We start from the raw sequence: 22,213 nt of genomic DNA, 5'->3' as shown, positions 1-22,213 counted from the left end.
ATCGAAAAGCATTGCCGGAAGAGCGTCGGTGGGGCTAGAGTGATGATCACCTTCGGTTTTTCTGCGCACCATCGCACCTCCGTGACCAGCTGCGATGGCCGACGTGCCGGCATTTCTGGTCAGTGAGAAAGCCTCGTACGGCAGATCGAGGAATCTCCGCATTCCCTGGTACCCGCAACAGCACTGGCGGGCTGGCGCCCGCCTTGGTACGGAGCTATTCCGCCTGAATTGGTCAGGCGTTGGAAGAAGGAGTCTGGGTCAGTGAGCAGTCCTGATGATCCGATGGTCGCGGAGACGGACGTGGCGATCATCGGCATGGCCGGGCGTTTCCCCGGTGCCGACGACCTGGACTCCTTCTGGCGCCTGCTGAGCGAAGGCCGGGACGGCATCACCCGGTTCGGCCGGGAGGAGCTGGCGGCGGCCGGCGTCCCCGCCCGACTGCTGGACGACCCGGACTACGTTCCGGCGCACGGAGTGATCCCCGATGTCGACCTCTTCGACACGGGATACTTCGAACTCACCCCGGCGGAAGCGGCGTTCATCGATCCGCAGCACCGGATCATGCTGACGGCCGGTCACGCCGCACTGGAGCACGCGGGCTACGACCCCGGCCGCTTCGACGGGCTGATCAGCGTCTACGCCGGTGCTGCCATCAACACCTATCTGCAGCAGCAGGTCCTGCCCCATGTCGACCAGACCACCACCTCCGAACACTTCGCCGTGATGGTCGGCAACGACAAGGACTACCTGGCCACCCGGCTGTCGTACAAGCTCGATCTGAAGGGGCCGAGCTACGCCGTCCAGACCGCCTGCTCGACCTCGTTGGTGGCCGTTCACATGGCGTGCCAGGGGCTGATCAACGGCGAGTGCGACATGGCACTGGCCGGCGGCGTCACCGTCAAGCTCCCGCAGGCCAAGGGCTATCTGTACGAAGAGGGCGCGATCCTGTCCAAGGACGGGTACGTGCGCACGTTCGACGCGGACGCCAGCGGCACCGTACTCGGCAACGGCGTGGGCGTCCTCGTGCTCAAACTGCTGCGCGACGCCATCGCGGACCGGGACACCGTCCACGCGGTGATCAAGGGCACGGCGACGAACAACGACGGTTCCGCGAAGGTCAGTTTCGCCGCACCCGGCGTGGCCGGACAGACCGCCGTCATCCGCGAGGCGCACGCGGTCTCCGGCGTCGACCCCCGCTCGATCGGGTACGTGGAGGCGCACGGCACCGCCACCCGGCTCGGTGACCCGGTCGAGATCTCGGCCCTGACCAAGGCGTTCCGGACCGCCACGCCCGACACGGGCTTCTGCGCGATCGGTTCGGTCAAGTCCAACGTCGGCCATCTCGACGCGGCCGCGGGCGTCGCCGGTGTGATCAAGTCCGTGCTCATGATGAAGCACCGCACCCTGGTGCCGACGCTGAACCACCGCACGCCCAACCCGGCCATCGACTTCGCCGCCAGCCCCTTCCGGGTCGGCACCACCACCGAGCCATGGACCGGTACGGGCCCGCTGCGGGCCGGAGTCAGCTCTTTCGGCATCGGCGGCACGAACGCCCACGCCGTCCTGGAGGAGGCTCCGCGGACGAGAGCCACCGGAGAATCGCGCACCGGCCAGGTGCTGGTCCTCTCCGCCCGTACTGCGAGCGCGCTGCGCACCGCGGCCGGGGACCTGGCCGCCTACCTGGAGGGCGAGGAAGCCGCCGCCCTCGCCGACGTCTCGTACACCCTGGCGGTGGGACGGCGCGCCCACGAATACCGCCTGGCCGTCTCCGGCACCGACCGCGCCGAACTGGCACACGCCTTGCGCACGGCCGCGGTCCCGGCACAGCCCGCCACGGGGGAGGTGTCCTTCGTCCTGGGTGAGCATGTCGTCGACGCCGATGCCCTGGCCGAGCAGTGGAGCGCCACCGAACCCGCGTTCTCCGAGCACTACCGGGCGGCCCTGGCGGCGGGCGCCGCCGAACAGGGCGAGCGGGGCCAGGCCTTCGCCCTGCAGTACGCACTGGGCCGGCTCTGGCTCGACTGGGGCCTGCGGCCGGCCGCGATCCACGGCGACGGCCTCGCCGCGCGGGTCGCCGCCTGTCTCACCGGAGAGTCGAGCCTGGCCGATGGCGTCGCCCGGCTGGACCAGGCCGCCGTGGAGACCGTCCCCGGCCCGCCCGGCGCACGGCGCAAGCATGCCCGGATCGCGGTGCGTGGCGCGCAGGAGGAGGTCCGGGGCCGCGCCCTGGGCGTGTCCGACGGCCCGTGGGGCGCCGTGGCCCGGGCCTGGGAGGCCGGGGCGGAGGTCGACTGGCAGGCCTGGTTCGCGAACGAGGAACGCGGCCGGGTGCCGCTGCCGACGTACCCCTTCGAAGGTCGCCGCTGCTGGATGACCGGCCCCTCGGCCCCGCTCGCGGCGGCCACCGGGCGAGGACCGCACCCCCTGCTGGACGAGAACGTCTCCACCTTGGAGACCATGGCCTACCGCAGTTCGCGTTCGGGGCAGGAGTTCTACCTCGCGGACCACAGGGTGGGCGCCGAACCCGTCATGCCGGCGGTCGGTCACCTGGAGCTGGCCCGCGCCGCCGGGGAGCTGTCCACCGGCTGCCCGGTGCGACTGTACGACGTCTCCTTCGACGAACTGCTCTCGTACGCCTCGGGGCCGCGCGACACGCTCGTGTCCCTCTGGCACGACGGCGACCGGACCGGTTTCGAGATCACCGAGGACGGCACCGTCTTCGCGGCCGGCGCAATCCGTACGAGCGAGGCCGCGCCGCCCGCGCCCGTGGACCTTGCGGCGGTGGCCGGACGCTGCCCGGAAGTGATCGACCACCGGGCCTGCTACACCGGGCTGCGCGAGCGCGGCCTCGACTACGGCCCCAGGATGCGCGCCCTCGCCGAGGTCGCGCTCGGTGAGCGGGAGGCCCTTGCCACGCTCCGGCTCCCGGACGGTGCCGCGCTGGACGGCGCGGTGCTGAACCCGGCGCTGCTGGACGGCGCCCTGCACGCCCTGGTGGTGCTGCTCGCCCGCGCCTACGGCGGCAGGGCCGACGGCTTCCTGCCCCTGGCGCTCGGCGAGCTGACCGTCCACGCTCCGGTCACCGCGCCGTGCCGGGCGCATGTCACGGTCGGCCGACTCGGGGACCGCACCGCGCACGCCGACCTGACCGTCGTGGACTCCCAGGGGAAGGTGCTGGCCCAACTGCGCGAACTCGCCGTGCGCGTGCTCGGCCGCGCCGACGGGTCGGCGCTGCTGGCCCGACGCTGGGCCGACGCCCCGGCCGAGGCAGTCGAGGGCCGGCTCGGCGCCGGCCTGGTCGTCGCCGGGAGCGCGGCCCGCCGCACCGAACTGGCCGATCTGCTGACCTCGCTGGGAGCCGAGCAGGTCACCGCGCTCGCCTCCGGTGACGAGGCCGGGACGGTCGGCGTCCCGGTGACCGTCCTGGTGGACGAGCCCGAGCCCGAGCAGACCCTGCGCCTGGTACAGGGGCTGCTGCGGGGCCGTCCCACCGGGCAGGTCCGGGTCCTGCTGCTGCACCGCCACGAGACGGACGGCGCACGGCCCGAACGCGCCGCGCTGGCGGCGTTCGCCCGAACCGTCCGGGCGGAGAACCCGCTGCTCGCACTGCAGGCCGTCGGCCTTGCCGAGGGCGTGGACGAGGCGGCGGCGCTCTCCGCAGAGCTGGCCGGCCCCGGTCAGGACCCCGAGGTCCGGTACACCACCTCGGGACGCCAGGTCCCCCAGTACATCCCGGCCCCGGCGGCCGAGCCGGTGGCCGTGCGCGACGGCGGTGTCTACCTGGTCACCGGCGGGGCGGGCGGCCTGGGCCGGGCCGTCGCCGACCGGCTGCTGAGCCGGGCCGACGCCAGGGTGGTCCTGCTGGGCCGCAGCGAGGGGCCCTCCGGCGAACCGGACGAGCGGGTGGTCTACCGCCGCGCCGACGTGTCCGACCCCGAGGGCCTCGCCGACAGACTCGCCGCTGTCCGGGCCGAGTTCGGGCCCATCACCGGCGTGGTGCACGCCGCGGGCGTGTTGCGCGACGGCTTCGCCCTCACCAAGTCCGAGGCGGACTTCGCCGCCGTGCTGGCGCCCAAGGTGGCAGGTCTGCGCGCGCTGGACGCCGCCACGGCGGACGATCCGCTGGACTTCTTCGTCGCCTTCTCCTCGATCGCCGCCCACATCGGCAGTGCCGGGCAGACCGACTACGCCTACGCCAACGCCTTCCTGGAGGCGTACGCCGAGCGCCGCGACGGCCTGACCGCGATCGCCTGGCCGCTGTGGGCCGAGGGCGGCATGCGCCAGAGCGCCGAGGCGACGGCGGAGACAGCCGCCCGTACCGGCTTCGGCGTGCTGCCCACCGCCACGGGACTCGACCTGTTCGAACAGGCCCTCGGCGCCCGTGGCCCACGGGTGGCCGCGTACGGTGACACCGGGCGGATCGGCGCCGCGCTCACCTCCCCGGTGCCCGTCGCCCGGGCCGCCGCCCACGCGCGGCCCGCCGCCGCGCAGGACGGTACGGACCTCCGCGCGGACGCCCTGCGGCTGCTGCGCGAGCTGATCGCCGCCGAGACGGGGCTGGACCCGGCGGAACTCGCCGAGGATGCGCCGTTCGATCGTTACGGCATCGACTCGCTGATGATCACCAAACTCAACCGCGAGCTGGACCGTCGCTTCCAGGGCCTGTCCAAGACCCTGTTCTTCGAGTACGCGACCCTGGGCGAACTGGCCGACTACTTCACCGAGCACCACCCGGCCGAACTCCACCCCGACCACCCGGGCGCGGAGTCCATCGAGCCGGCCGGGACCGGCGCCCCGCTCCCGGCCGCCGCACCGCGCCGCGTCAGGACCGCCCGCACGCGGCCCGCCGCCGAACCCGAGGACCAGGCGATCGCGGTGATCGGTCTGGCCGGCCGATATCCCATGGCGGACGACCTGGACGAGTTCTGGACCAACCTGGTGGAGGGCCGCGACTGCGTCACCGAGATCCCCGAGGACCGCTGGGACCGCGACCGCTGGTACGACCCCGACCCCGCCACGCCCGGCCGGGCGCACACCCGTTGGGGCGGCTTCCTGCGTGACGTGGACCGCTTCGACCCGCTGTTCTTCGGCATCTCCCCGCGCCAGGCCGAGCTGATGGACCCGCAGGAGCGACTGTTCCTGCAGAACGCCTGGCACGTACTGGAGGACGCCGGTTACCGGCGCGCCGACCTGGCCGGCCGGCCGGTGGGCGTGTACGTCGGCGTGATGTACGGCGAGTACCAGTTCCACGGTGCCCTGGACGCGCTGCGCGGCGGCCGCCCACTCACCGGCTCCTCCTTCGCCACCATCGCCAACCGGGTCAGCCATGCGCTCGACCTGTCCGGCCCCAGCCTGGCGCTGGACACCATGTGCTCCTCCTCGCTCACCGCCCTCCACCTGGCCTGCGAGAGCCTGCGCCGGGGCGAGACCGAACTGGCGATCGCCGGCGGCGTCAACGTCTCGGTCCACCCCTACAAGTACGCCTTCCTGAGCCAGGGCCGGTTCCTGTCCTCGGACGGCCGCTGCCGCGCCTTCGGCGCGGGCGGTGACGGCTATGTGCCGGGCGAGGGCGTCGGCGCGGTGTTGCTGAAGCCCTACCGCCAGGCCCTGGCGGACGGGGACCGCATCCACGGCGTGATCCTCGGCAGTGCCGTCAACCACGGCGCGCGGACCAACGGCTACACCGTCCCCAGCCCGAAGGCGCAGGCTCGGGCCGTCACCGCCGCCATGGCGCAGGCCGGGGTGGACCCGGCGGACATCGGCTACGTCGAGGCCCACGGCACCGGTACCGCGCTGGGCGACCCGATCGAGCTGACCGGTCTCACCAACGCCTACCGGACGGCCGCCACCGAGCCGGGCCACTGGCCGATCGGCTCCGTCAAGTCCAACGTCGGACACCTGGAGTCCGCCGCCGGGATGGCCGGACTGACCAAGGTGCTGCTCCAGTTCGCCCACCGGACTCTGGTGCCCTCATTGCATTCCGCCGAACTCAACCCGAACATCGACTTCGACCGCTCCCCGTTCCGGGTGCAGCGGGAACTCGCCGATTGGCCGGCCGGGGACCGGCCACGCCGGGCCGGCCTCAGCTCCTTCGGCGCCGGCGGCGCCAACGCGCACGTGGTACTGGAGGAGTCACCCCACCGCGAACCGCTGCAAGCGGTCCCCGCCGGTGAACAGCGCGCGGCCGAGCCCGTACTGTTCCTGCTCTCGGCACGCGACGACGAGCGGTTGCGCGTCTACGCGGGCCAGGCCGTCCGGTTCCTCCGGACGCACCACGTGGACCTGGCCGACCTCTGCTTCACCACCCAGGTGGGCCGCGAGGCCATGGACGCCCGGCTCGCGGTGCTCTCCACCGACGGCGCCGGGATCGTGACCGCGCTGCGCCGCTTCGCCGACGGCGGCCCCGTGCCGGAAATCGCCGACGGCGGCGAACTCGGCGAGCAGGCCCGGAGCTGGCTCCTCGGGGCCGAGGTGGACTGGTCGGCCTGGCACGCCGGCCGCCCGGGCCGCGCACTGCGCCGGGTCGGCGCGCCGCGCTACCCCTTCGCCGACGAGCGCTACTGGATCCCGCTGGACCCCGATCTCACCGCCGCGCCGCACCCGCTGGTGGACGCCAACGAGTCCACGGTGCGGGAGCTGCGGTTCCGCAAGACGCTGCGGGCCGGTGACCCACTGCTGCGCGACCACGTGATCGAGGGCCGGGCGATGCTCGCCGGTGCCGCCACGCTGGAGATGGTGCGGGCCGCCGCCGGGCTGGCCGAGCCCGGCGTCCGGCACGGACTCACCGAGGTGGTGTGGGGACGCGCCATCGAGCTGCCGGAGGGCGAACTGGCGCTCTACACCGCCTTCCGACCGGGGGCCGACGGGCTGGCCTTCGAGGTGTACAGCGAGGCCGGGGACGGCCGGGTCACCCATGTCCGCGGCAGCGTGGTCGCGGCCGCCGGACCGGACCTCGCCCCGGTGGACCTCGACGGGCTGCGCGACCGGCTGACCCCGGTGCGGGACCGGGCCGCCGCCTATGCCGACTACCGGGCCGCGGGCTTCGGCTACGGCCCGTCCTTCCAGGTGGTCGACGAGATCCGCAGCGGTCCCCGAGAGGCACTGCTGCGCCTGTCCGGCGATGGCTCCCAAGCCGCCGCCGAGCTGCCGCCCGCCCTGCTCGACGGCGCCCTGCGCGCCTGCCACTGGACCGGTCGGACGGCCGCCCCCCGGCCCGGCGAACTGGCCGTCCCCTTCAGCCTCGGCGCCCTCCAGGTGCTCGGCCCGCTGCCCGCCGTCTGCTACGCGCACGCTCGGCTCGTCGGCGAGACGGCCGGAGTCCGCCGCTTCGACCTGACGATCTGTGACGAACACGGCCACGTGCTGGCCACGCTGAAGGACTTCGCCGGACGGACGCCGAGTGCGCCGGCCGTGGATGCCGGGCAGCCGCGTCTCTACGAGCCCTACTGGCGGGCCGCTGCCGAACCGGAGCCAGGGACGGCGGTCGGCACCCTGGCACTGGCCGGAGGGCTTCCCGGCCTGAGGGACGCGCTGGCCGCGACCGGCATGTGGCGGAGGATCGTCGACATCCCCGAGCACCACGACGGGCTCGCGGACCTGCTCGCGGGCGTGGTGGACCCGGACGGCCTGGACCTCGCCTTCGTCCGTGGATTCACCGAACCGGCCGCCTTCGACCCGGCGGCCACCGGCGCCGAGGCACTGGAGGGCAGTCTCGACCACTCCTGCTTCGCGATGCTCGACCTGCTCCGCGCGGTCGAGTCCGGGACGCTCCCCGGACGGCTCAGGTGCCTGCTGGTCCACCCCCAGGACGGCGGGGAGGACCGGCCCGAGCACGCCGCCCTGGCCGGCTTCGCCCGGTCCACGGCCGCGATCGCACCCCGCTTCGAGCTGCTGACCCTGGGGATCGACGGGGATGTGGCCGTACCCGAACTGGCGTCGGCGGTGGCCGTCGAGCTGGCGGCCGCACCGCGGGCGGCCGGGGCCGAGGTGCGCCGGACGGCGGCGGGCCGTGAGGTGCGCGGGCTCCGCCCGGTCACGGACGACCGCGCCGCGGGCGGGAGTTCGGCCGAGCTGCCGCTGCGTGACCGCGGCGTCTACGCCGTCACCGGCGGCAGCGGGGCGATCGGCCGGGTGCTCTCCGAGTACCTCGCCCGGACGTACCGGGCCAGGCTGGTCCTGATCGGCCGCTCGGAGCCGGATACGGAAGCACTGGAGTGGCAGCGCGGGCTGGCCGGGCTCGGCGCGGAGGTGCTGGCGGTGCGCGCCGACGTGTCAGGCGCCGAGGAACTCGCCGCGGCGCTGACGACGGCCCGGGAGCGCTTCGGGGAACTGAACGGTGTGTTCCACCTGGCCGGTGTCGCCGACGACGGCCGTGCCACGGACGGTGACCGCGAGCGGTTCGCCGCGGTCCTCGCGGCCAAGACCCGCGGGCTGGTCCACCTGGACCAGCTGACCCGGAACGACGCCCTCGACCTCTTCGTGGTGTTCTCCTCCGTCTCCTCGCTGGTCGGCGACTTCGGCGCGGCGAGCTACGCCACGGCCAACCGTTTCGCGGACCTGTACACCGCGCTCCGCGCGTCCTGGGTGCGCCGGGGCAGCCGGACCGGTCGCAGTCTGTCCCTGGGCTGGCCGCTCTGGTCCGTCGGCGGTGTCGACGGTCTGGTGCGCGAGCAGGAACTGGCCGCGTACCGGCGGCGCAGCGGAATGCGGCCGCTCACCGCCGAACAGGGACTGGCGGCCTTCGAGCGCTCGTTCGCCGTCGACGCCCCCTGGCTGGTACCCGCCTGGGGTGATCCCGCGGCGATCGACGCGGCCCTGGCGGACCCGGGGGAGCCGGCTCGGCCGGCTCCCGTCGCGGCGGCCTCCTCCGCGGCACCGGTCGTTCCGGCGTCCCGAAGCACCGCCGACGGTCGGCGCGCCCGGGTGGTGGAGTACCTGCGCGGGGCGCTGTCCGGAGTCCTCAAGCTGCCCTCCGGGCGACTCGACAGCCGTGTGGCGCTCGATGACTACGGTCTGGACTCGGTGCTGGTCATGGAGGCCAACGCACTGCTGGGCAAGGACTTCCCCGGACTCCGCGGGACGCTGTTCTTCGAGTACCGGACCGTGGAGGAGCTGGCCGGCCACCTGCTCACGGAGCACGCGGACGCGGTGGCCCGCAGGTTCCCCGAGCCGAGCGGCGAACGGGCCGCACCCGCGGGGCCCACCCCGGTGGCCGCCCCTGCTGTCGCCGTCTCCGAGCCCGCCCCGGTGGCCGCGCCCGCTCCCGCCGTCGCGACGGTCCCGGCCGGTCCGGCCGCGCGCGGGCCGCAGGAGGACGAGCCGATCGCCGTCATCGGCATGAGCGGCCGTTACCCGCAGGCCCGTGACCTGGACGAGTTCTGGCGCAATCTCTCGGCCGGACGCGACTGCGTGACCGAGGTCCCCGCCGACCGCTGGGACGCGGAGGCCCTGTTCGATCCCGACCCCGTCACGCCGGGCCGCAGCTACAGCCGCTGGGGCGGCTTCCTGTCCGACGTGGACGCCTTCGACTCGCTGTTCTTCCAGATCTCCCCGATGCAGGCGCGCTCGATGGACCCGCAGGAGCGCCTCTTCCTGGAGACGGCCTGGGCGGCCCTGGAGAACGCGGGCTACCCGCCGTCGCGCATACCCGCCCCCGGATACGGCGGTCAGGGGCACGACGTCGGCGTGTTCGTCGGTGTCATGTGGGACGACTACGCGGTGCTGGCCGCGACCGAGTCCGCGCGCGGCAACCACCAAGTGGTGCTCGCCAACCGGTCCTCGATCGCGAACCAGGTCTCGTACTTCGGTGACTTCCGCGGCCCCAGCGTGGTGGTCGACACCGCCTGCTCGGCGTCGCTGGTGGCCCTGCACCAGGCCTGCGAGAGCATCCGCCGGGGCGAGTGCTCCTACGCCATCGCCGGCGGGGTCAACATCGCCGTCCACCCGGACAAGTACGTGCACCTCAGCCGCAAGACCATGCTCTCCGCCGACGGCCGTTGCCGCGCCTTCGGCGCCGGCGGCAGCGGCTACGTGCCGGGCGAGGGCGTCGGCGCGGTGGTGCTCAAGCGGCTGTCCGAGGCCGTTCGCGACGGTGACACCGTGCATGCCGTGATCCGGGCCACCGCCGTCAACCACGGCGGCCGTACCAGCGGTTTCACCGTCCCCAACCCGCACGCCCAGCAGGCGCTGGTCGAGCAGGCGCTGGCCACCGCGGGTGTCGATGCCCGCACCATCGGCTGCGTCGAGGCGCACGGCACCGGCACTTCGCTCGGTGACCCGATCGAGCACACCGCATTGGCGCAGGCGTACGCCAAGCACACGGCCGACACAGGATTCTGTGCACTGGGGTCGGTGAAGTCCGTCATCGGGCACCTCGAGGGCGCGGCCGGGATCGCCGGACTGACCAAGGCGGTGCTCCAGTTGCGCAACGGCACGCTGCTGCCCACGCTGCACGCCGATGACCCCAACCCCGCCATCGACTTCTCGCGCTCGCCGTTCACCGTCCAGCGGGAGACCGCGCCCTGGCCGCAGCCGCGCGACGCGGACGGCAGCCCGCTGCCGCGCCGTGCGGCCGTCAGCTCCTTCGGTGCCGGCGGGACCAACGCGCACGTCATCCTGGAGGAGTACCTCGCGCCCGCACCGGCACCGGCTGCTGCCGAGGAGCCCGAGCTGATCGTGCTCTCCGCCCGTGACGACAAGCGGCTGCGGGAGTACGCGGCCGAGGTGGGCCGCGCGCTCGCGGCCCCGGCGGAGCCCGCCCCGCTCAGGCTCGCCGACGTCGCCCACACCCTGCGGGCGGGCCGGGAGGCGATGGCCGAGCGGCTGGCGTTCGTCGCCGCCGACCTGGCCGACGCGGCGGCGAAGCTCACCGCCGTCGGGCGCGGCGAGGACGGGCAGTGGCTGCATCGCGGCCGGGTCGGGCAGCACCCGCCGCTGGAGGGCCTGTTCACCGAAGGCCCCGGTGGCCAGGACTTCCTGACCGCGCAGATCCTGGCCGGTGCCGACGACCTGCTCGGCCGGCTCTGGGTCGGCGGCGTCTTCGTGGACTGGGAGCTGGTGCACCGGCTGCGGCCGGGCGTGCGGCGCCGGGTGCCGCTGCCCACGTATCCGTTCGAGCGGGCGCGGCACTGGCTCGACCTCCGGGCCGCGGCTGCGCCCGAGCCCGCCGCACCGTCCGCGCGGACCTGGCGGCACACGCTCGCGGCGAGCGCGCCGGTCCTGCGGGACCACGTGGTGGCGGGCCGCCCGATCCTGCCGGGTGTCGGGCATCTCGACCTGGTCGCCGCGGCCTGCGGCGGGCTGACCGGGCGGGGCTTCGCAGACGTGCGCTGGACCGCCCCCCTGGCCCTGGCGGGCGCGCAGGAGCAGGTGTCGGTCAGATTCGAGGGCGAGGGCTACGAAGTCCTCGGTGCCGACGACACCGTCCGCTCGCGCGGCCGCCTGGTGGACGCGCCGCCGGCGCCCCCGGCGCTGGACGTCCCGGCGCTGCGAGCCGGCCTGGACAGCGGCCTCGGCCAGGACGCCTTCTACCGGATGCTGGAGGGGCAGGGCCTGCCGTACGGGCCGTTCTTCCGCCGGGTCCAGCAGGTGTGGACCGGCCGGGACGAGGTGCTCGGCCGGATCGGCGCGGCCACCGAGGGCGCCGACCACCCACTGCACCCCGGAGTCCTCGACGCCGCCCTGCACGTCTTCGCGGCGCTGCTGGCACGGCGCCGGGGGGCGCAGGCCCGGCCGATGCTGCCCTTCGCGGTCGACCGCGTCGACGTGTTCGGCCCGGTGCCGGTCACCGGCTGGTCGTACGTCCGGGAGACCGGAACCGACCGCTGCGACGTCCTGCTGCTCGACGACACGGGTGCGGTGCGGGTGCGCTTCGCCGGCCTCACCTACCGCGAGACGAAGCCCGCCACGGTGGTCGCCTACCGGCCCACCTGGGTTCCCCGGACCGCCGAGGGCAGCGCCGAACCCGCCGGCCGGGTCCTGCTGGTCGGCGCGCGGCTGGACGCGGAACCGGCCGCCGGCATCGCCCGGCTGCACCGGGACGCGGAGCTGCGGCGGCTGCCGATCGGTCCCGGCGGACTGACCGACACCGATCTGGACCGGGTGCTGGCCGAGGCGGGCGCATGCGATCTGGTCTACTTCCTCGGAACCGAGCCGGAGCGCGAGCCCGTCGACCGCGCGGACGTGCGCGCGGCGATGGACCTGAGCGTGGTCTCGCTCTACCGCCTCGTGCGCGCCCTCGACCGACACGGCCTTCTCGACCGGGAGTTGAGGCTGAAGGTCGTCACCACCGACGTCCATCCGCTCGAAGCGGGTGACGACTCCCGGCCCTGGGCCGCCTCACTCGCCGGACTGGCGATGGTGCTCGGCAAGGAGTTCCCGAACCTGAGGGTCGCGCTGGTCGACCTGCGCTCGACCGAGGCCGCGGCGTCGGCCGCCCTGGCGGTGGCAGAGCCGTTCGCGGCCCGCACCGTGCCGGTGTCCCTGCGGGCCGGTGTCCGGCGGGTGCGTTCGCTGGAGCGAGTCGAACTGTCGTCGGGCGCGGCCCGGCTCCGCCAGGGCGGGGTGTACTTGATCATCGGCGGCCTGGGCACGGTCGGCCGGGACACCTGCCGCCACCTGGCACAGACCTACCGGGCCAAGCTGGTCGTGGTCGGACGCTCCCCTCTCGACGAGCACAAGCGGGAGACGCTCGCCGAACTGGAGGCCACCGGGGCAGAGGTCCGCTACCTGGCCCTGGACGCCACGGACCCGGCCGCGCTGGGTGAGGCGGTCCGGCTCGCCAAGCGGGAGTTCGGAGCCCTGCACGGCGTGGTCAACGCCGCGATGGTGCTGGTCAACCAAGTTGTGCGGGAGCTGCCCGAGGCGCAGCTGCGCTCGGCGCTGGACTGCAAGACCGAATCCACGTGGAGTGTGCTGCACGCCGTCCGCGACGAATCCCTGGACTTCGTGCTGTTCTACTCCTCCGGTGTCGCCTTCGAGGGCAACCACGGCCAGGCCGGCTATGCGGCGGGCTGCTCCTTCGCGGACGCCTACGCCCTGCACGCCGCCCGCACGCTGCCCTTCCCGGTGCGGGTGCTCAACCTGGGCTACTGGCACGCGGGTGGCGACGAGGACCGCGAGCGGGTGCTGCGCCGCTTCCGGGCGGCCGGCATCCGCCCCCTGACGGCACAGCAGGGCATGGCGGTGGTCGAGCGCACGCTCGACGCCGGTCTGCCGCAACTCCTCGCCCTCGACGCCGACCAGCACATCCTGGGCAACCTGGGCGTCGCGCCGGACCGTACGCTGGCCCTGTCGCCCGGCGCGGCGCCGAGCGCGCTGCCCGAGGTCCGCTGCGGCCGCACCGCCTCGGCGGACGCCGAGCTGACGGCTCATCAGCTCGCGGTGGCCGAGGCCGAGGAACTCTCCCAGCGGCTGCTGGCCGCTGTGCTGCACCGGGCCGGGGTGTTCGAGCAGCCGGAGCGGCGGCACGGCCGGCAGGAGCTGGCCGCCCGGCTGGGCGTGGTGCCCGAGCACGCCGGACTGTTCCAGGCGCAGCTCGACATGCTGGCCGCCGCGGGGTACCTGCGGGCCGAGGGCGACTGGGTCCAGCCCGCCGCGCGTCCGGTCGACCCCGAGTCCGAGGTGGTCCGGGCCGTGGACGGGCTGATCGCCCGGCATCCGGGCATCGCGCCGGTGGCCGCACTGCTGCGGGACTGCCTGACCGCGCTGCCCGAGGTACTCACCGGGCGGACCGGTGCGATGGAAGTGCTCTTCCCCGAGGGCTCCTCCGAGCGGGTGGCGGCCGTGTACCGGGGCGACCCGGTCACCGACCGCTGCAACGCCGAGGTGGCCCGGCTCGTCGTCGAACAGGTGGTGGCCCGGCTGACCGCCGCACCCGGCACCCGGGTGAGGGTGCTGGAGGTGGGCGCCGGGACGGGCGGCACCAGCGCGGCGGTGCTCGCCGCGCTGGCGCCGTACGCCGAATCCGTCGACTACGTCTTCACCGACGTGTCCCCGGCCTTCGTCCGCAAGGCACGGACCCGGTTCGGCGCGGACCACCCGTTCGCACGGTTCGAAACCCTGGACATCGAGGCGGATCTCTCCGCCCGGCAGCCGGCCCTCGGCGAGTACGACGTGGTGTTCGGCACCAACGTCTTCCACGCCACCCGCCGGCTCGCCGACACCCTGGCGCAGGCCAAGCGGCTACTGCGCGGTGGCGGTGTGCTGCTGATGACCGAGGGCACCCGGCCCCAGCACCAGCTGGCGCTGATCTTCGGCCTGACGAGCGGCTGGTGGCTGTTCGCCGACCCGGAGCAGCGGATGCCCGGCTCCCCGCTGGCCAGTGAGCGGCAGTGGCGTGACGTGCTGGCCGCCTGCGGCTTCCACCACATCAGTGTGGGAGCGCCCACCACAGAGGCCGGGTCGGCGTTCCAGAGCGTGATCGCGGCGGTCAGCGACGGCCTGGTGCCCGCCCTCCGTCCGGCCGGGACGCCCACCGCCGTCCCGGCGCCGCAGGCCCCGGCCGTGCCGCCGGCCGAGCAGGACGACGCGCTGGAGCAGGTGACGGCCGTCTTCGCCCGGGTGCTGGAGATGGCGTCCGAGCAGCTGGACCCCGACCTCACCTTCGAGAACTACGGCGTGGACTCGCTGGTGGTGCTGGAGCTGACCCGGGCTCTGGAGGCGGTGTACGGCCCGCTGCCGGCCACCCTGCTCTTCGAGCGGATCACCATCCGGCAGCTCGCCGAGCACTTCCGGGCGAAGGACGCGCCGGTTCCGCCTCCGGTTCCGGCTCCCGAGCCGGAACCGGAGCGGAGAGCCGAGGCCGACCCGCCCGGCGACGCCGAGAGCCTGGTCGCGGGCCTGTCCGACGCGGCCGTCGAGGAGCTGCTGGCCGAACTGCTCCCGAAGGGTGCGGAGTTCGAAGGAGACGCACGATGACTGCTGAGCCGTTCAGCTGCGTGGTGGTGGGCGAGGAGGCCCTCCTGGTCGAGTGCACCCGGGTGCTGCTGGCACGAGGCCACACGGTGGCCGCCGTGGTGTCGCCATCGGCGGAGCTGACCGCCTGGGCCGAGTCGCAGGGGCTGGCGGCCGTGCCGTTCGGACCCGACCTGGCCGAGCGGTTGTCGCCGTTGAGCTTCGACTACCTGTTCAGCATCGCCAACCTGAGGATGCTGCCGGACGCGGTGCTGGCACTGCCGACGCGCCTGCCGGTCAACTTCCACGACGGTCCGCTGCCCCGGCACGCCGGTCTGTTCGCCACCAGCTGGGCCATCCTGGACGGTGACAAACAGCACGGCGTCACCTGGCACGTGATGACCAGTGAGGCCGACACCGGGGATGTGCTCAAGCAGCGCACAGTCCCGGTCGACCCGGCGGCCACGGTGCACGACCTCGACGTCGCCTGCTTCGACGCGGGCATCGAGTCCTTCGCCGAACTGGTGGACGAGCTGGCGGCGGGCACGGCCACCCGTACGCCGCAGGACCTCGGGCTGCGCACCTACCACGGCAGGTACGACGGTCCGCCGCGCGGGGGCGTGGTCGACTGGCGGCGCCCCGCCGAGGAGCTGGGCGCGCTGGTCCGGGCCACCGCCTTCGGCCGTCGGCGCAACGACTTCGGCACCGCGCTGCTCGCCCTCGACGGCGACTTCGTGGCCGTCCGCGCGGTCGAGATCTCGACGGATCCCTCCAGTGAGGCTCCCGGCACGGTGGTCGGCCGGGGGCCGGAGGCGATCACCGTGGCGACCGTCGACCGGGACGTCCGGCTGACCGGCCTGGCCGACCTGACCGGCGCCCCGCTCGACCTGGTGGCCGTCGCGGACACGGTGGCCCGGGAGCACGCGGGCCGGTTCCCCGAGCCGACCGACGCCGAGCTGGCCGAGCTGGTGACCGCCGGCCGTGCGGCGCACCGCCAGGAAGGGCACTGGCTGCGGGTCCTGCACAGGCTTGAACCCGTCCTGCCGCCGCGCCTGGGTGCCCTGCGCGAGGCCGCCCGCCGGGCGGGCCCGGTGGCGCTGCCCGAGATCCTGAGCACCGGGGCGGGGGAGCCGGAGCGGCTCGCCCTCGCCGCAGTGCTCGCCTTCCTGGCCCGCCTCGCCCGCGGCGGAGAGCGGGACGTCGCGCTTCCCGCCGAGGCCGGCACCACCGGCGGACTACGGGCGGCCGAGGTGCCGCTGCGCGCCCCGGCACGACTGCTCGACCGTACGCTGCCCGAGCTCACCGAGCTGCTGGGCGCCGAGGTCGCCGCGCTCCGGGCGCGCTCGCCCCACCGCCGCGACCTCCTGCTGCGCCATCCGGCACTGACCGGGGCCGCCCGGACCGGACTGCCGGTCGCGATCCTGCTGCCCGGCGGCGTCGACGCGGCGGCGTACCGCGCGCTGACGATCCGGATCGACACCCGCGGCACGGTCTCCTTCCGCGTCGCGGCCGAGCCGGCCGGACATCAGGAAGCGTGGCTGTCGGAGCACTTCGAGCTGTTCCTGCGGGCCGCGGCGGCCGAGCCGGAGGCGGCCCTGGGCAGGCTGGAGCTGCTCGGCGCCGAGGACCGGGAGCGGGTGCTGGGCCGGTGGAACGACACCGAGGAGGACTATCCGCGCGAGGCCACGGTCAGCCGGCTGATCTCCGATCTCGCCTGCGCCGCACCGGCCGCGCCCGCGGTCCGGTTCGAGGGCCGCGAGCTCTCCTACGGTGAACTGGACCAGGCCGCCGACCGGCTGGCCCTGCGGCTCATCGAGCTGGGAGCCGGGCCGGGCTCGCTGGTCGGGGTGTACCTGGAGCGCTCCCCGGATCTGGTGGTGAGTCTGCTCGCGGTGCTGAAGTCCGGCGCGGCCTACGTGCCGATGGATCCGATCTACCCGCGGGCCCGCATCGGGCACATGCTCAAGGACTCCGGCGCCCGGCTGGTGGTCACCGACGAGGCCCTCGGCTCCGCACTGGCGGACTTCCCGGTGACGCCCGTCCTGGTGGCCGGGACCGACGAGCCGGACATGACCCCGGCCGCACCCGTGGACCGCTCGGACCCTGACGCGGCCGCGTACGTCATCTACACCTCGGGCTCCACCGGCCTGCCCAAGGGCGTTCAGGTGGGGCACCGGGCGCTGGTCAACTTCCTGTGGACGATGGCCCGTCGGCCCGGATTCGGCTCCCGGGACTCGCTGCTCGCGCTGACCACGGTCTGCTTCGACATCGCCGGCCTGGAGTTGTACCTGCCCCTGGTGCGGGGCGGGACCGTGGAGATCCTTCCCGAGCCGGTCTGCGCCGACGGCTTCGCCCTGCGCGAGCGGATCGAACGCTCCGCGCCGTCCGTGCTCCAGGCGACCCCGACCAGCTGGCAGATGCTGATCGCGGCCGGCTGGGCGGGCGACCCGCAGCTGCGGGCGCTCTGCGGCGGTGAGCCGATGCCGGCCGAGCTGGCGAGCCAACTCCTAGGTAAAGTGGGCGAGTTGTACAACATGTACGGCCCGACCGAGACCACCATCTGGTCCACGGTGGACCGGGTGCGGCCCGGTGAGCCGGTCACCATCGGCCGTCCGATCGGCAACACGCGATGCCACGTCCTGGACGAGCGCGGGATCCATGTGCCACCCGGACTCCCGGGCGAGCTGTACCTGGCGGGTGACGGCGTCGCGGACGGCTATCTCGGCCGGCCCGAACTGACCGCCGAGCGCTTCGTGACCGCGCCGGGCGGGTCCGGCCGGGCCTACCGCACCGGCGACCTGGTGAGGCACCTGCCGGACGGCCGCCTGGAGTACCTGGAGCGGATCGACGGCCAGATCAAGCTGAACGGCTACCGGATCGAGCTGGGCGAGGTGGAGTCCGCACTGCGCCGGCTGCCCGGGGTGACGGCGGCGGTGGCGCTTGTCCGCGAGGACCAGCCGGGCGAGCGCCGGCTGGTGGCCTACGCGACCGGATCGGGCGCCTTGCCGGACCCGGCGCAGCTGCGCGCAGCACTGCGGGACGGCCTGCCCGCGTACATGGTCCCGGCCGCCGTGGTGATGCTGCCCAGGTTCCCGCTCACGCCGAACGGCAAGATCGACCGCAGGGCGCTGCCTCGGCCGGGAGCGGCCAGGATCGCCGGCGGCGGCGCAACCGTCCGCGGCGACCTGGAGCGCCGCATCGCCGAGGCCTGGTGCGAGGTCCTGAGGCTGGACGAGGTCGGCGCCGAGGACAACTTCTTCGACCTGGGCGGGGATTCGCTCAGGCTCACCTCGGTGGTGGCGATGCTGCGCGAGCGGCTCGGCCGGCCGGTCACCCGCCTGGACATGTTCGGCCATCCGACCGTCCGGGCCATGGCGGCGCACCTGTCCAGCTCGGCACAGCCGGCCGCACCGCAGCAGCAGCGGCGCGGCCGGGACGTCGCGGCGCTGACGCAGCGACGCAGCCGAAGGCGGGGACGGGAATGACCGATCCCACCACGCACACCGGAAATCGATCTCAGACGGGTACCACAGGGGGTTCCGTGTCCAGTTGCAAGGTCTGCTCGCTCAAGGCCGACCATCCGGGAGTGGTGCTCGACGACCAGCAGGTCTGCAATCTCTGCAACCTGGACTTCGCCGAGGACCTGCTGACCAACTACCGCTACACCAATGAGGTGTTCACCGAGTTCCAGCAGGCGCCGCCCGCCACCGGTGGGTACGACTGCCTGTTCATGTACAGCGGCGGCAAGGACAGCACGTACATGCTGGACAAGTTCGTCAATGAGTACGGCAAGCGGGTGCTGGCCTTCACCTTCGACGTGCCCTTCGAGAGCGTGCACGCGGCGCAGAACATCGCGCTCGCCCGGGAGAAGATCCCGGCCACCTTCGTGCTGGACGCTGACGACGACAACATCAAGCTGATGATGCGTGAGGTGTTCAACCGCCCGGCACCCAAGAAGCCGGGCAGGTACCTGGACGAGAAGCTGCCCTGCGTCTCCTGCCGGACCTTCTTCGTGCTGCGGGCCATCCTGATGGCCTACCGGCAGAAGATCCCCTACATCGCCCTGTGCGCCGATCCGCAGCAGATCCTCACGATGGAGTCCAACGTCCGCGAGGTCGTGCGCGGCTTCTACAAGACCTTCGGCGAGCGGCTGACCGACACGCTCTTCGGCGGGGAGCTGGAGGAACTGCTCTTCGACGAGGACGAGAACCTGCCGAAGATCGTCTTCCCGTTCATCGCCATGCGGCACGAGTACGACCCGGACCGGATCGTCGAGGAACTCCGGGCGAAGGGGCTGTACCAGTCCTCGCCGCTGGAGACCCACTGCACCCTGTTCCCGCTGCTGAACTACTACTCGTACAGCAACTGGGGCTGCATGTTCTACAAACTCAACGCGGCCAGCCATGTGCGGTCGGTCAAGCGCAACGCCGACTACGACCGGAACACCTTCAGCATCAAGTTCCCGCGCTCGCTCGACCTCGCGGACGTGGAGGAGCGGCTCGGGCAGGTGGTGCTGGCACTCGCCGCCGGTGAGGGCAGCCGGGAGGAGCACGAGCGGACGCTGGTCGACCTGTTCCAGCGGATGGACGCCACCGAGGACGCCGCCCGTTTCGTGGCCCGGAGCTTCCTCGACATGCGCTCGGTCGCCGCCGACCTCGGCATCCGGCTGAGCTGATACCCGCACAGGAGAACACCATGACTGTTTCCGACTCCGACGTCGCGATCATCGCCATGGTCTGCCGCTTCCCGGGCGCAGACTCGGTCGACCGGTTCTGGGACGTGCTCCGCGAGGGCCGCGAGACCCTCACCCGGTACGACGACGAGCAGCTGCTCGCCGCCGGGGTGTCCGCCGAGCGCCTGGCCGACCCGCGCTATGTGAAGGCCGGTCAGACCATTCCGGACGTCGACCTGTTCGACTCCGAGCTGTTCCAGTTCACCCATGACGAGGCCGAGATCCTCGACCCGCAGCACCGGATCTTCCTGGAGTGCGCCCTGGAGGCCCTGGAACGGGCCGGCTACGACCCGGACCGCACCGAGGGACACATCGGCGTGTACGCGGGCGCAGGCATGAACACCTACCTGTTGCACAACCTGGGCGAGCGCTACCGGGCCGCGTCCTCCGTCGACCACTACCGGCTGATGCTGGCCAACGACAAGGACTTCCTGGCCACCCGCGTCTCCTACAAGCTCAACCTGCGCGGACCCAGCATCAACATCAACACCGCCTGTTCCACCTCCCTGGTCGCCGTGCACACCGCGTGCCTCGGCCTGCTCAGCGGAGAGTGCGACGTGGCCCTGGTCGGCGCGGTGCACCTGGGCCTGCCGGGGCACGGCTACCAGTACCAGGAAGGCATGATCTTCTCGCCGGACGGACACTGCCGCGCCTTCGACGCCGAGGCCCAGGGCACCGTGATCGGCAGCGGCGCCGGCGTGGTCGTCCTCAAGCGCCTCAAGGAGGCGATCGCCGACGGGGACTTCATCCACGCGGTCATCAAGGGTTCGGCGGTCAACAACGACGGCTCCCACAAGACCGGGTACACCGCGCCGAGCATCACCGGGCAGGCGGAGGTCATCGCCGACGCCCAGGAGGTCGCCGGAGTGGATCCGGACGGCATCGGCTACGTCGAGGCGCACGGCACCGGCACCGCGCTCGGTGACCCGATCGAGGTTGCCGCGCTCACCGAGGCCTTCCGCCAGGGCACGGACCGGACCGGTTACTGCGCGCTCGGCTCGGTGAAGACCAACATCGGCCACCTGGACACCGCCGCGGGCATGGCAGGTCTGATCAAGACCGCGCTGATGCTGGAGCACGGCACCCTGGTGCCGAGCCTGCACTTCACCTCGCCCAACCCGGACATCGACTTCGCCGCGAGCCCCTTCTTCGTCAACACGCAGACCACCGAGTGGCCGGCCGGCGACGGACCCCGCCGGGCCGGTGTCAGCTCCTTCGGCATCGGCGGCACCAACGCCCACGTCGTCCTCCAGGAGCCCCCGGCCAGGGCCGCCGCGCCGCACGGGCGCGACCGCGAGCTGCTGGTCCTGTCCGCCCGGTCCGAGGGCGGCCTGCGGCGGGCCACCACCGCACTGGCCCGCCACCTCAAACAGCACCCCGACCTCGACCTCGGCACGGTGGCGCAGACTCTCGGCCTCGGCCGTCGCGCGTACTCCCACCGGCTCGCGCTGGTGGCCCGCAGCACCCGGGACGCCGCCATGGCGCTGGCCCTCGGCGACGAGGAGCGGCTGCGACAGGGGGTGGCCGGCCGGGATCCGCACGCCCCCGTCCTGGTCCTGACCGGCGCCGGGGCCGACGAGGCGGACAGCGCCGAACTGTACCGGGCGGTGCCCGCGTACAGGGCCGCGGTCGACGCCTGTGCCGCCGCCCTGGGCCAGGCCGGTGAGACGGAGGCACTGCTCGCCGAGGGGAGCAGGCGCTCCGCCTTCGTCCACGAGTACGCGCTCGCCACCACGCTGCTCGCCTGGGGTGTGGAGCCTGCCGGACTCGCGGCGGCCGGCACCGGTCTGGCCGTGGCGGCGGCCCTGTCCGAGGCCCTGCCGCTCACGGACGCGCTCGCCCTCGCCGAAGGCACCGCACCGGCACGGGCGGCGGTACCGCGGCTGCCGGTCCGCTCCCCGCACACCGGCCGGTGGATGACCGAGGACGAGAGCCGGCTGGCCGCCGCCTGGACCGGCGACGGCGACGGCGACCTGCCGGACCTGGACGCGCTGCTCGCCGGCACCGGCGGGAGCACCGTCCGGCTGGTCCCCGGGGACGGCGAACCGTCCGGCCTCGCCCATCTGCTCACGCTCGCCGCACAGCAGTGGGTGCTCGGCGCGAAGCTCGACTTCGCGGCCCTGCACGAGGGTGGCGAGCCCCGGAGGGCCCCGCTGCCCACTCGCCCCTTCGAGCGGCGCCGCCACTGGGTCGAGCCCGGCAGCCACGTCCGGGCCCGGGCTCCGCAGACCGCCGACCGGCTGATCGCCAGGTTCGATCCCGAGGACCCGCGGCAGAACATCGAGCTGGTCACGGACTACCTGGTCGACGAGATCGGCAGGGTGCTGGGCGGCCGTCATCTCGCGGTCCTCGACACCAACCTTTTCGACCTGGGCCTGGACTCGCTGGTGCTGATCGAAGTGGTCGCCAAGCTCGGTGAGGAGCTCGACTTCGCCGTTCCGGCCACCTCCTTCGTCGAGTTCCCGACCATCCGGACCTTCGTGGACAACCTCGCCGAACTGATGGGCTTCGCCCCGGGAACGGACGCGGACGCCCACCCCCTGGGCGGCCGCACCTCCCGGCGGGCGCAGCGTGCCGCGGCCAGGTAGG

Annotated in this window: 4 protein-coding genes; all 4 read left to right on the top strand. The window is 73.5% G+C overall.

Going from position 1 to position 22,213, the window contains the following annotated elements; all coding sequences use genetic code 11:
* The first annotated feature begins 282 nt into the window (after positions 1 to 282).
* Genes ACWC5O_RS23055 through ACWC5O_RS23040 form a run of 4 tightly spaced genes read left to right on the top strand, consistent with a single transcriptional unit; the run spans position 283 to position 22,212 of the window.
* Positions 283 to 14,916, top strand: coding sequence for an SDR family NAD(P)-dependent oxidoreductase (locus tag ACWC5O_RS23055; protein ID WP_450587963.1), 14,634 nt, complete (start codon positions 283 to 285; stop codon positions 14,914 to 14,916).
* On the top strand, positions 14,913 to 18,377 hold the full coding sequence (locus ACWC5O_RS23050; protein WP_450587766.1) for an amino acid adenylation domain-containing protein: 3,465 nt from the start codon (positions 14,913 to 14,915) through the stop codon (positions 18,375 to 18,377). The genes ACWC5O_RS23055 and ACWC5O_RS23050 overlap by 4 nt, the downstream gene beginning before the upstream one ends.
* 56 nt (positions 18,378 to 18,433) lie before the next feature.
* Entirely contained in the window at positions 18,434 to 19,567 is a 1,134-nt protein-coding gene (locus tag ACWC5O_RS23045) for an OzmP (RefSeq protein ID WP_450587768.1), read from the top strand.
* A gap of 20 nt (positions 19,568 to 19,587) precedes the next feature.
* A complete protein-coding gene (locus ACWC5O_RS23040; RefSeq protein WP_450587770.1) occupies positions 19,588 to 22,212 on the top strand; it encodes a type I polyketide synthase in 2,625 nt (874 codons plus the stop codon).
* Position 22,213: the final 1 nt, after the last annotated feature.

It is taken from the genome of Streptomyces sp. NPDC001450 (assembly GCF_053597295.1).
This window is presented reverse-complemented; position numbering and strand designations above follow the sequence as displayed.